General features: G+C 38.8%; 12 protein-coding genes. 1 reads left to right on the top strand and 11 read right to left on the bottom strand.

Features of this window, described 5'->3' with window-relative positions:
- Positions 1-78: 78 nt before the first annotated feature.
- The 5 genes from MTP09_RS09040 to MTP09_RS09020 all read right to left on the bottom strand — a co-directional run bounded on the left by MTP09_RS09040 (position 79) and on the right by MTP09_RS09020 (position 5,332).
- Positions 79-831 carry a polysaccharide deacetylase family protein gene (locus MTP09_RS09040; RefSeq protein WP_243548082.1) on the bottom strand — a complete coding sequence of 251 codons (753 nt, stop codon included), beginning with the start codon at positions 829-831 and terminating at the stop codon, positions 79-81.
- Between the two features lie 6 nt (positions 832-837).
- A complete protein-coding gene (locus MTP09_RS09035) occupies positions 838-1,803 on the bottom strand; it encodes an NAD-dependent epimerase/dehydratase family protein (RefSeq protein ID WP_243548081.1) in 966 nt (321 codons plus the stop codon).
- A gap of 52 nt (positions 1,804-1,855) precedes the next feature.
- Positions 1,856-2,329, bottom strand: a complete 474-nt coding sequence (locus MTP09_RS09030; RefSeq protein ID WP_243548080.1) for a GNAT family N-acetyltransferase — start codon at positions 2,327-2,329, stop codon at positions 1,856-1,858.
- A 525-nt stretch (positions 2,330-2,854) separates the two neighbouring features.
- On the bottom strand, positions 2,855-3,709 hold the full coding sequence (locus MTP09_RS09025; RefSeq protein ID WP_243548079.1) for a carboxypeptidase-like regulatory domain-containing protein: 855 nt from the start codon (positions 3,707-3,709) through the stop codon (positions 2,855-2,857).
- A gap of 240 nt (positions 3,710-3,949) precedes the next feature.
- A complete protein-coding gene (locus tag MTP09_RS09020; RefSeq protein ID WP_243548078.1) occupies positions 3,950-5,332 on the bottom strand; it encodes a dihydrolipoamide acetyltransferase family protein in 1,383 nt (460 codons plus the stop codon).
- A gap of 352 nt (positions 5,333-5,684) precedes the next feature.
- Here MTP09_RS09020 and MTP09_RS09015 point away from each other — a divergent pair, with 352 nt between their 5' ends.
- The gene (locus tag MTP09_RS09015) at positions 5,685-6,527 is read left to right on the top strand and encodes an aminoglycoside 6-adenylyltransferase (protein ID WP_243548077.1); all 843 of its coding nucleotides are present in this window, start codon (positions 5,685-5,687) and stop codon (positions 6,525-6,527) included.
- A gap of 1 nt (position 6,528) precedes the next feature.
- Here the strand turns inward: MTP09_RS09015 and lipB are convergent, their stop codons facing one another.
- The 6 genes from lipB to MTP09_RS08985 all read right to left on the bottom strand — a co-directional run bounded on the left by lipB (position 6,529) and on the right by MTP09_RS08985 (position 11,692).
- Positions 6,529-7,251 (bottom strand): lipoyl(octanoyl) transferase LipB, encoded by a 723-nt coding sequence (lipB, locus tag MTP09_RS09010; RefSeq protein WP_243548076.1) that lies wholly within the window; start codon positions 7,249-7,251, stop codon positions 6,529-6,531.
- A gap of 95 nt (positions 7,252-7,346) precedes the next feature.
- Positions 7,347-7,913 carry an anthranilate synthase component II gene (locus tag MTP09_RS09005; RefSeq protein ID WP_243548074.1) on the bottom strand — a complete coding sequence of 189 codons (567 nt, stop codon included), beginning with the start codon at positions 7,911-7,913 and terminating at the stop codon, positions 7,347-7,349.
- A 108-nt stretch (positions 7,914-8,021) separates the two neighbouring features.
- Positions 8,022-8,735 (bottom strand): VIT1/CCC1 transporter family protein, encoded by a 714-nt coding sequence (locus MTP09_RS09000; RefSeq protein WP_243548072.1) that lies wholly within the window; start codon positions 8,733-8,735, stop codon positions 8,022-8,024.
- Positions 8,736-8,857: 122 nt separating this feature from the next.
- Positions 8,858-9,859: a cytochrome b/b6 domain-containing protein gene (locus MTP09_RS08995; protein ID WP_243548070.1), complete on the bottom strand. Its 1,002-nt coding sequence runs from the start codon at positions 9,857-9,859 to the stop codon at positions 8,858-8,860.
- Positions 9,860-9,947: 88 nt separating this feature from the next.
- A complete protein-coding gene (locus tag MTP09_RS08990) occupies positions 9,948-10,337 on the bottom strand; it encodes a hypothetical protein (RefSeq protein ID WP_243548069.1) in 390 nt (129 codons plus the stop codon).
- 434 nt (positions 10,338-10,771) lie between these two features.
- Positions 10,772-11,692, bottom strand: coding sequence for an FAD:protein FMN transferase (locus tag MTP09_RS08985; RefSeq protein WP_243548067.1), 921 nt, complete (start codon positions 11,690-11,692; stop codon positions 10,772-10,774).
- Between the last annotated feature and the right edge of the window lie 79 nt (positions 11,693-11,771).

The following is an 11,771-nucleotide window of genomic DNA, read 5'->3' as shown; positions in this document are numbered from 1 at the left end:
TTTTCAGAATGTGATAAGATTAATAGCAAATAAATGCGATATATTCAGGAAAATCGTATTACTGAAGAAGATTTCACTTTAAAAAATAAAGTCTTTCATCCGTGAAGTGGCGAGTTCGTTTTCATTCACCCACGACAAGAACGCTTCGAGTTTGTCGCCCATCTTCTTTCCGGAATTGAACTTTCTGTAAAACGGAACTTTAAACCTGTACCTGTCGAAATCGGTGAATTGGCGGGAATCAAGGTAGATCACTACGAAATCATCGCTCTTGATCGTTTCGAACGCCATATTTTTATAGTACTGAAGCGGAAGCACCTGAAAAACAAAATCATTGTACGGAATCTGCGAATACGGCGAAATGCTTTCCGGAACAATGCTGATCCCGTTCTGCTCGACGATTTCAGTGCTGCGTTCCAACCTTTTGAAGGGGAAGAGGATGTTGGAATTTTCGATATTCGAGATATAGTTGAACTCCTGTGCTTTCAGTTCCTCTGTAGAGAAGAGATGGTCTTTCTGCCGAATTCCGCGGATGATTTTCCCGGTAAATTTTTCGGTTTCGACTTTTGCGTTTTCAATTTCCGAAATACTAGAGTTAGCATTGTAGAAGGCAATCTCGTGATTCTGCGAAATGATTTTCTTTATTAACGGGAAAAGCTTCTGCACGATCGATACTTCCACAAAAAAAGTTGCCAGAACATTGTGGCTTTCCAGGATGCGCAAAATGGATTCCGTGTTTCGCTGCGTGATGTTCAGGATTTCAGCGTCATCAATAGTGAAGCCGCTTTTGAAATCTTTACCGTTATTGATAATGTTGAAGCTCAGCAGAATCATCGCGGCTTATTTTCCAGAGAGTTTCACCTTCAGGTTTTTCAGCATGTCCTTCGTCATTTCCGAAATATCGAAATCGTAGGTCAGTCCCCAATCATTCTTTGCGACCGAATCATCAATCGAGGCAGGCCAAGAATCGGCGATCTGCTGCCGGAAATCGGGTTTGTAGTCTATGGTAAAATCAGGCATTTCCTTTTTGATCTCCTCCGAAAGTTGTTTCGGGGTAAAAGACATTCCCCCCAAATTGTACGAAGAGCGCACGGTGAGATTTTCCTTTGGCGACGCCATCAGCTTTAAGGTGGCATTGATCGCATCGTCCATATAAAGCATCGGCATCGCCGTATTTTCGGAAATAAAACTGGTGTATTTCCCATTTTCTACGGCTTCGTAGAAGATTTCCACGGCGTAGTCGGTTGTTCCGCCACCTGCAGGAGTTTTCCAGGAAATCAGTCCGGGATATCGGATGCTGCGTACATCAACACCATATTTGTCAAAATAATATTCGCACCATTTTTCGCCCGCCATTTTCGAGATGCCGTAAACGGTGGTCGGATTCAGAACCACGTCCTGCCCAACATTTTCTTTGGGAATACCTTTACCAAAAACCGCGATTGAACTCGGCCAGAAAATCTTCTTGATCAAACCTTCTTTCGCCATTTCGCAGAAATTCAGCAGCGGCTCGATATTCAGTCGCCAAGCGAAAAGCGGCTGCTTCTCCGAAGTTCCGGAGAGTAGGGAAGCGAGGTGGTACACCGTGGTAATCTCGTAATCCTTGATCACCTGTCGCACCAGCTGCGTATTGGTCACGTCCATTCTTTCATAAAATCCCGCGGAAGTCAGGTTTTTGTCCCATCGGTCGAGTCCTGAAGCGATTACGTTTTCTGCGCCGTGTATTTCAACCAATCGGTTGGTGAGTTCAGTCCCGATCTGTCCGAGAGCACCGGTAATAAGAATTTTTTCCGTATAGGATTCCATAGATTGAATTTAATTAAAGCAAATTTAAAAAAAATAGGGAAGTGCGGAAATACTAAAGTCCCGATAAATCCCTGATTCCTTTTTTATCTAATCGAAAAACCGTCCACTCATCCATTGGTTTTGCGCCCAATGCTTTGTAGAATTCGATTGAAGGCATGTTCCAGTCCAGAACCGACCACTCCAATCTGCCGCAGTTTCCGGCTTCGGCAATTTTTGCCAGTTCGATCAGGAGTGCTTTTCCGTACCCTTTCCCGCGGTGTTCCGGTTCGATGAAGAGGTCTTCGAGATAAATCCCGGGTTTGCCGACAAAGGTGGAGAAATTATAGAAATACAGGGCGAAACCAACGGGATTTCCACTTTCTTCCGCGATCAGCACTTTGGCGAAATTCTTCGCAAAGATATTCTCCGCGAGTTCTTCTTCCGAGGTTACCACATCGTTTTCGAGTTTCTCGTACACCGCCAGTTTTTTGATCAGGTCGAAAATTGTGGGGATATCTTTTTCAGTGGCAATTCTAATTTGGAACATCTTTATTTTTTTTGGCAAAAATAGGGAATTGGAGAGAAGTGTTGAGGTTTTATTAGTTTCTTTATTACTTAATGGACTTATTTTTATGTGATCCCTATGATGCCATAAATGATAAAAACTAATTTCGGGACCCTTAAAATCAATTCCGTTCCAAATTGTTGTTCCGGCTAGATTTTCGAACCACCATTTCATCATTTCTGGAGTCACATTTTTTATAGAATCATGTTGAATTTTCACTGATAGTTTTCCTGTCCAGTTTCTCACAATAATGATCCATTTAGCAGACGATTCAGGTTAGAATGTGCAATCTCCAAAGTTTTCCAATGCTTTTCTTGCATTCAGTCTATTTTGTCTCAATTCAGATTCTGCTGTCATTCAATTTAATGGATTACGTGGTTTTAAATTTCTGCTAACTCCCATATATACACAACTTTCACCGCCAGAAAAGCTTTTTCAATTTCCACGGGAAATTTTGTAGATGCGACGAATTCAGGAGACTTCGGAGAGCGGATCCACGTTTTGTGATTACTGTTTTGTGCCGCGTTTTTCTTTCTCAACTTTTACATCGATGTTGATTGCAGGCGCCGCGACTGGTATTTTTTCCCATTTGTCATAATAAGACCTCATGTAAACCGCCCCCAATAAAGCCGCGCTAAAACCGATTTTCCCCTTGAACCCACTGACGATTTGTGCGGACACATAGAAATCTTCCTTATCAACCCAAATTGATTTATCGCTGATGTCAAAGGTAAAAGTGTTGTCAATTATTTGATCTTTGGTTACTTCGACCGTCAACACTTCCGACAATATCGATTTTCCGGGTCTTCGATCTTCTTTCGAATAAATATTAAAGTTCAGCAATACAGGTTTATCGGTTTCAAACTGATTGATATTCAGGTTAATCTTTTCAATTTTTACTTTCTTGTTGTTTGAAAACGAAATCGCAACCTCATCTTTCCAGTTTCCATTACTGCTATTATTTGAGTTAAACCAAAATCCCAGCTTTTTTGCTTTCGTATTGATTCCCCAGTTCTTATTTTCAAAGGTTTTGGGGGTTAATTTTACTTCCGCAATATTGCTGATTTTTTCTTTCAGGATAATATCGTGATTCTTAGCATTTATAAAATCATATACTTTGTTGCTAAAAGATTCGTAACCTCCCAGTTGCACAGTTAAGACCTTGTTTCTATCAACGTTTGATAAATCAATTTTGTAATTCCCGTTATCATCGGCAATTGCGCCCACATTTTCATTTTCAATTCCGATCCTTGCGAAAGGAATCGCCTGGTTATTGTCGTTTGAAACAATCTTCCCGGAAATGATTTGGGAATTCGAAAAACCGAAGATGAATAAAGAAAAGAAGATCAATTTTATTTTCATAGGTACTATTTGATTAAGATGTCGCACAAACAACAAATATAAACTGTTTTCCCACGAAAAAACTTCTTCAATTTCCGCAGGAAATTTAAAGCATTGTAAAAATCTAATTTAAAAAGATCCATCCCACAAAAAAACCTCCAGAACAACTCTGAAGGTCATAGGTTTCATATCTATCTTCGGACCTCGATCTTCGGACTTCCGACTCTCATCTATCATCTTCCGACTTCCGTCTTCCGACTCCTAAATTTCAGTATCCAAATCCCAGTTCTGCAAGTAGTCGTGAACGTGCTTCAGGAACATTCCGCCGAGCGAACCGTCCACAACACGGTGGTCGTAGGAATGCGACATAAACATCAACTGGCGGACTCCGATCATATCGCCTTCCGGAGTTTCTACTACGGCAGGTTTTTTCACAATCGCACCGATCGCCAGAATTGCCACTTGCGGTTGCGGAATAATCGGCGTTCCCATCAGGTTTCCAAAACTTCCGACGTTGGAAATCGTGTACGTCGCTCCCTGTGTATCTTCGGGTTTGAGTTTTTTGTTTTTTGCACGGTACGCCAAATCGTTGATCGCTTTTGCCAATCCCGAAAGTGACAGCTGATCCGCGTTTTTGATCACGGGAACGATCAGGTTTCCGTCAGGAAGCGCGGTCGCCATTCCGATATTGATGTTTTTCTTTTTGATGATTTTGTCGCCGTCCACCGAAATATTGATGAGCGGATAATCCTGAATCGCTTTTACCACTGCCTTTACAAAGATCGGCATAAAGGTGAGTCGTTCCCCTTCACGTTTCTCGAATGTGGCTTTGTGTTTCGCGCGCCATCTCACCACGTTGGTCACGTCGGTTTCGATAAATGAGGTTACGTGTGGTGAAGTTCGCTTGGAGTTCACCATCGCATCTGCGATAATTTTTCGCACGCGATCCATTTGGATGATTTCGTCGCCGCTATTGAGTGGGGGCGTTGATGCGTTGGAGAGTTGGTGGGTTTGCTTCGCTTCGCTCGATGAAGTAGTTGGAGTGTTGGTGAGTTGGTGAGTTGGAGTGATTTGCTCAACCTCATCCTTAACCTCAACCTGACCTCTGTTGGAAACAAACGCAAGGATATCTTCCTTAGTAATTCTGCCTTCGAGACCGCTTCCTTTAATGGATTTCAGTTCGGTTTCGGAAATATTTTCCTGCTGAGCGATGGATTTTACCAATGGCGACAGATAAAGATCTCCTGAGAATTCTACGACAGGTTGATTTTGGAGCGGCTTTTCAAGTTCTTTGATTTCTTCAGCGGTTGGTGCCGGAATTTCAGTTTTTACTTCGGCATGGGATTTCGGTTCCTGCGGTTGTTCTGCAACAGTTTCACCTTCACCTGTCACACTGAGGTTACTCGAAGTGTCCAAAATCGCGATGGCTTCACCGATTTTTGCTACCTCGTCCTTATGCTTCAGGATTTTTACGATTTTCCCCGAAACCGGAGTCGGAACGTCGGAATCAACTTTGTCGGTCGCGATTTCAACCACGGAATCATCTTCCTTCACCATATCGCCTTCATTAAACATCCAGCTGATGATCGTAGCTTCCATCACGCCTTCTCCCATCGAGGGAAGCAATAACTTGTATTCTGCCATTTTATTTTTTTGGATTTCCACAAAGATAAAAATTTTTCACCATTAGAGAAATCTGAAATTTACAGCCCGTTTTTTGCTTTTTTGGTAAAACTAATCTGTTGGCATTTGCATCATTGTGTATCTTTAATGAGCGAAAGCACCCTTGTTTATCTTCTAAATTGTACAAAAGATTAATTCAGCTTTGTTTGGCATTGCGAGTAATTTTTTTCTCGCAAAGTCCGCAAAGAGAAGTCTCAAAAACTACCGCGTAATTTAAGCTAAACAATGGCACTTCGTTTAACAATGATACACAAAGATTTTAAGAGATTGTACACGACTATAATATTAACCCACCTTAAAACCATTTCAAAAAATGTATTCACCCGAAGAAATAAAAAACAAAGTCTTGCAGTTTGCCGCTTCCAATAGCTCAATCAGAGCAGTTGTACTGAACGGTTCCAGAGCCAATGACTTAATAAAAGAAGATTCTTTTCAGGATTACGATGTGCTTTTCGCCGTTAATGATTTCGAGGATTTCATTAAAGACAGTTCATGGACCCATCTTTTCGGTGAAAAACTGATTGAGCAACAACCCGAAACCTTCTCTTTTGGTGAGAAAACGGAAAACTTCTTCAGCTACCTCATTATGTACAAACAGGGATTCCGTATTGATTTCGCGATTGTTCCCGTCGAAAAAATCTCGCAGTTTAAAGATTCCTTAACCAAAGTGTGGCTGGATAAAGACGGGATTTTCGAGAATCAACCGAAAAGTTCCGATCAGGATTACTGGATCAAAAAGCCGAATGAGAAATGGTTTCAGGAGGTTTGCAACGAATTTTGGTGGGTCTCGACTTATGTGGCAAAAGGTTTGGCGAGAAACGAAATCCCTTATGCAATCTACCATCACGAAGTGATTTTGAGACCAATGCTGATGCAGATGATCGAATGGAAAATCGGGATCGAAAACAGTTTCGAAATTTCCAGCGGCAAAATCGGGAAGTTTTACCCCAAATATCTATCTGAAACTTTCTACAGCGATTTCTTAAAAACCTACGCAAACTCCAATCCCGAAAATATCTGGAATTCACTTCTCCTGATGACAGAAATTTTTTCGAAAACAGCACGTTTTGTTGCGGCTGAAATGGGTTTCGAATATTTGTCGGTGGAGGAGGAGAATGTAGTGGGGTATTTAAATAAAGTCAAAAAATCTAAATAACCTAAACCAGCTCTGCTTCGAAAACTTCGCAGAAATGCTTTTTGATTTTTTCTTTTAGTTCGTAAACTTCGTCATCAGAAAACTTTCTTTCCAGTTCGCGCTCCAGGGAAGTAACGGCTTTGTCTTTGATTCCACAAGGAATAATGTATTCGAAATATTTCAGGTCGGTATTTACATTCAATCCGAATCCGTGCATCGTGACCCATTTTGAGGTTTTCACGCCCATCGCGCAGATTTTCCTGGCGTAAGGTTTTCCCACATCGAGCCAGACTCCGGTTTCGCCCTCGCTTCTTTCGCCTTTCAGTCCGTATTCTGCAATGACTTTAATGATGACTTCCTCCAAATCCCTCATGTATTTAAAAATGTCGGATTTGAAATTGTCTAAGTCCAGTACAGGATAACCCACAATCTGCCCAAAACCGTGATAGGTAATGTCTCCGCCGCGGTTGGTTTTCACAAATGTTGCGTCGATTTCTTTCAGTTTTTCAGAATTGGCGAGCATATTTTCCTCATGGCCCGATTTTCCCAAAGTGTACACATGCGGATGCTCGACAAACAAAAGATAATTGGGAGTTTCCTCATACTCTTCATCGGATCGGTCGCGGTTTTTCAGTTTCAAATCGATGATGGATTTCATCAGATTTTCCTGATAATCGAAAGCCGGTTCATAATCCATTAAACCAAGTTCGCGGAATTCTGTCTTTTTATTTTGGGTGATTGTCATTGCAAAATTTTGAAGTTCAAATTTACGGAAATAATTGCTATGCTAAAAATAAGAAATCGGATTTTATCTTCGGACTTCGGTCATTGGACTTCAAACTATACAAGAAAGTTCCTCAAAATCTCATTTCCAAGCGGCGTCAAAATACTTTCCGGATGATATTGCACTCCGTGAACATCGTAAATTTTATGCTGAACCGACATAATCATCCCATCTTTATCCACGGAAGTAACTTCCAACTCATCAGGAAAATTTTCCGGATTTACTGCCCAAGAATGATAGCGACCAACTTCCAAAATTTCCGGAAGATTCCTTAAAAGTTTTGCATTTTTTTTAATGGTTTTCGCTTCCGTTGCAACGCCGTGATAAATTTCTTTCAGATTAATCAAACTTCCGCCAAAAGCCTCTGCAATCGCCTGTTGACCAAGACAAACACCCAAAATTGGCTTTTTATCGTAAAAATTTTTGATGACATCTAAAAGAATTCCCGCTTCCGAAGGAACTCCGGGACCCGGAGAAAGTACGATTTTGTCGAATTTTTCAATTTCTTCGAGGGAAATTTCATCGTTTTTGGCAACGGAAACGGTTTTGCCGACAATCTGCTCCATCATCTGAACCAAATTGTAAGTAAAACTGTCATAATTATCGAAAACCAAAATTTTCATGCCGCAAAAATACTATAAAATGCTGCAAAAAAGCCACGAAAGCTAGAATAATAAAATTAGAGCATTCGTGGCAAAAAAAATCTTATTTAGAATGATCGCTAAAAAAAATCAGGCAACGTTTACCCCAAAAAGATATCCTACTAATGCAGATAAAACCATCGCAATTGTTCCCCAAATGATTATCCGCAAAACAGCCTTCATTACACTGGATCCGCCAACTTTTGCTGAAACCGTTCCTAGAATTCCTAGAAAAACAATGGTAAATCCATAAAGCCAATATTCCATATTTTGTACCGGCAAAAATAATGCGACCAAAAGTGGAAGAACACCTCCAACAGTGAAAGCCGCTCCCGAAGCCAGAGCCGCCTGTAAAGGATTTGCCTGACTGATTTCGTTGATGCCCAATTCGTCGCGAACATGAGCTGCTAAAGCATCAGTTTCGGTGAGTTCTTTGGCAACAAGCAGTGCCGTTTCTTTTTTCAGTCCACGGTTTTCATAAATTTGTGCCAAAATACTGAGTTCTTCTTCCGGCATTTCTTTCAGTTCTATTTTTTCGCGTTCGATATCGGCTTTTTCAATGTCGGTTTGTGAACTTACGGAAACATATTCGCCTGCAGCCATCGACAATGCACCTGCAACCAAACCTGCAACGGTCGCTAAAAGTATCGGTTCCCGTGTTGAACTTGCCGCTGCAACACCAATCGCCAAACTCGAGATTGAAATAATGCCGTCATTTGCACCCAAAACAGCGGCTCGAAGCCAATTGCTGCGGTGGATGTAATGGTTGTTCATGTAATTGTCAATCGTTAGTTTATTTTCCATTTTATTAATTTAATGCAATTTAATATTTATTTTTCTACTTTTTTCAATGTTATAAAATTGTTAATAATAAAGACTTTAATAAAGCATACTAAAGTCTTTATTTCTATTATTAGCATTGAATTTTAATCATCATCTTCCTCATGTTCATCATCGTGTTCACGTTCCCTTTCGTGGTTGTTTTCACGATATTCTTGACGATAATTTCTTTTTAAACTTTTTGGGTTTTCAACAATTCTAGAAGTGCTTGAACTGCTTATTGCATTCACAGTTGGCTCATATTGCGGCGTTTCTAGAATTTCGGGTAAAACTGCATTTTGTTGAATTTTTCGGCGGTTTGACGCGTTGCTTAATCCATCAATAGAAGAATTTCCACTATTGTTCTTTGTAGATTTTAGGTTGAAACTTAACCATTCTTTTTTAGAATTTCCGTTCGGATAAAGCAGTGTTTCCCATTCGTCTTCCTCGCTTTCATTTTCGTTTCCGCCTTCTCTTACAGGAAGTCCAAACGCCAAATAAAACAAAACGAGCGGAATTCCAATCCAAAAAATAGAGAAAATATTTTGAAAAATATTGGGTTTTATTTCTTCAGCCTGAACATTTTTATAACCTGAAAAAATAGATTTCAAAGTTCCCATTTTTCCGTGGAAAATAGTATCGAAAAATATTCCTGCCAAATGTGAGAATACCAAAATCAGGAACAATTTTGCCAAAATTTCGTGACTTTCCTCTACAAAATCTTCAGTTAAGGTAAATCCTAAAAATTGGGAAGTTTCATTTGCCCAAAAATACCCTGTCAAAGCCGTTAAAATCCCGACAATCATCATCGAAAACATCACTAGAGAAGCCATAGGATTGTGTCCAACGTAGGTATTTTTAGAAAAATAATTTTTGATAAAACTAATTTGACTTGAAATTCCCATCGGGAAATCTCGGAAATTGGAATATTTTGGACCGATAAATCCGTAAATAATTCTCATCAGCAAAATTCCGCCAACCAACGCTCCGAAAGCGTAATGCAAATTCATTTGCCACTCATTTTCACCTGTAGTATAGGCAATTGTGAACCCCAAAGCCAAAAGCCAATGTGAGATTCGGGTCGCTAAAGACCAAACTTTTGTTTTCATTTTAAAGAAATTTTTAATGTAAATTTTAATTGATAAAGCATTGTAAATCAAATCGTTTTTGATTAAACAATTTTTTAGAACCGATTAATTACATTAAAAATTCAGGAGGCTGAAAAATGGAAAATTGAAATTCGGAGATGAAATCTTTTTTATAGGAAAAATTCGATTTTCTTTCGGTGAACAGTTTTTTGGGCTGTTCAATATTTTCGATAATGGGTTTGTTTAAAATAAAAATAGAAGATGAAGTGCTGAAATCCATTGTTTTAAATGGTAATTTCATATCCTGTTCAAAGTCGTTATCTACAACATTTCCACTTAAATAATGGTGCTCAATAAAATTTGTAACAGAAAAATTAGGGTCTGTTAAAGTGTGTTTTACAAAATGTTCCACCAAAGTCGGCAACTTCAAAACCTGTCTGAATTCCTGAAAAGAAAACAGATAAACGGTAAGAAGCAATATGGAAATGTATTTTTTCACTTTAAAAACTTTCTAAATTTAAACCACAAAAAGCACAAAAGAATTTCTTTAGGTTAAAATGCTTAATTTCAAAATCTTAAACTTTTTAGCGCACAAAAGTTGAAAATCTTTGATTTTCATTTTTGTGTTCTTCTAATATACTGATTACACAGATTTTAGATGACATAATTTTTGTGTCTTTTGTGGTTAATTTTATTGTCTATATTTAAAACGATTTTGTTTAATAATTAGATACAAAAATTGTTCAAAAGTTAATCGTTTTATGTGATTTGTAATTAGTCCAAATAGCGATAAACAAAGGCTTATGTATTGATGATTTGGTTTTTTTTAAGTTCATAATTTTAATTTTTATACCATCTCGCTGATTTTGCGGATGTAGCAGATTTCATTTTAGGAAATCTGCGCTATTTGCTAAATCTGCGAGAAATAAACTATTATTCAAAATTGATATTATCAGAATAATGAACCGCATTTTCATCATCGATAATAATGCATTCAATGTCTTTCAATTTGTTTATTAAAGCAAGTCCGTCCTGAATTCCCATAATGGAAATCGGTGTTGCAAGTGCATCAGAAATTTCCGCGTTCGGACTTAAAATCGTGACGCTTTTGAGACCTGTAATCGGAAAACCCGTTTTTGGATTGATGGTGTGCGAATATTTTTTACCGCCAATCATTACAAATTTTTCATAATTTCCTGAAGTTGCGACTGCCAAATCCGTGGTTTCTAAAGTTGAAAAAGGCATATCTGCGAAATCGGGATGCGCAATTCCTATCGTCCAAGGTTTTCCGTTTTCGGGAATTCCCCAACAAGACATATCTCCCGAAGCATTGATAATCCCTGCTTTTACGCCCAAACTTTTCATTAATATTTTGGTTTTTTCGGCGGCATAACCTTTTCCAATTCCGCCAAAACCAATTCTCATTCCTTTATTTTTCAGGAAAACGGTTTTCTTTTCGGCATCCAATTCCATGTTTTTGTAATTGATTAAAGCAATGCTTTTTCGCGCCAAATCTTCATCGGGAAGTTCCGTCATTGAAGTATCGAAATTCCAAAATTTCTTGTCGATAGAACCATAAGTAATATCAAAATATCCATCAGTTATTTTTGAAATTTTCTTGCTTCTTTCAATCAAAGAAAAGGTTTCATCGCTTACTTTTACGGGTTTTACTCCTGCATTTTCATTGATGAGATTGGTTTGGCTGTTTGGTTTAAAGGTTGAAAGCAATTCTTCAATTCTTTGAATTTCTTCCACCGCATGTTTTAGAAAAAAATCGACTTCTTTTTCTGTTTTTGCTTCTAAAGTAATCTCAAAGCGGTTTCCCATTAAGAGTTGGGTTGTTTTTTTCTGCATTTTTTTATTTTTTTCTGTTCTTTTGTCTTGAAATCGAAGATTGTGCGTAGCCAAACAAAAGAACTAAAATTTCAAAACC

This window comes from Chryseobacterium suipulveris, assembly GCF_022811685.1.
Taxonomy (GTDB): Bacteria; Bacteroidota; Bacteroidia; order Flavobacteriales; family Weeksellaceae; genus Kaistella; species Kaistella suipulveris.
Note: the sequence above shows the minus strand (reverse complement) of the source record. Positions and strands in the feature narration are given on the sequence as shown.

Excerpts from the sequence above, each read along its gene's own strand:
- MTP09_RS09040 (WP_243548082.1), bottom strand. The coding sequence starts at position 831 with ATGATTCTGCTGAGCTTCAACATTATCAATAACGGTAAAGATTTCAAA.
- MTP09_RS09035 (WP_243548081.1), bottom strand. The coding sequence starts at position 1,803 with ATGGAATCCTATACGGAAAAAATTCTTATTACCGGTGCTCTCGGACAG.
- MTP09_RS09030 (WP_243548080.1), bottom strand. The coding sequence starts at position 2,329 with ATGTTCCAAATTAGAATTGCCACTGAAAAAGATATCCCCACAATTTTC.
- MTP09_RS09025 (WP_243548079.1), bottom strand. The coding sequence starts at position 3,709 with ATGAAAATAAAATTGATCTTCTTTTCTTTATTCATCTTCGGTTTTTCG.
- MTP09_RS09020 (WP_243548078.1), bottom strand. The coding sequence starts at position 5,332 with ATGGCAGAATACAAGTTATTGCTTCCCTCGATGGGAGAAGGCGTGATG.
- MTP09_RS09015 (WP_243548077.1), top strand. The coding sequence starts at position 5,685 with ATGTATTCACCCGAAGAAATAAAAAACAAAGTCTTGCAGTTTGCCGCT.
- lipB (WP_243548076.1), bottom strand. The coding sequence starts at position 7,251 with ATGACAATCACCCAAAATAAAAAGACAGAATTCCGCGAACTTGGTTTA.
- MTP09_RS09005 (WP_243548074.1), bottom strand. The coding sequence starts at position 7,913 with ATGAAAATTTTGGTTTTCGATAATTATGACAGTTTTACTTACAATTTG.
- MTP09_RS09000 (WP_243548072.1), bottom strand. The coding sequence starts at position 8,735 with ATGGAAAATAAACTAACGATTGACAATTACATGAACAACCATTACATC.
- MTP09_RS08995 (WP_243548070.1), bottom strand. The coding sequence starts at position 9,859 with ATGAAAACAAAAGTTTGGTCTTTAGCGACCCGAATCTCACATTGGCTT.
- MTP09_RS08985 (WP_243548067.1), bottom strand. The coding sequence starts at position 11,692 with ATGCAGAAAAAAACAACCCAACTCTTAATGGGAAACCGCTTTGAGATT.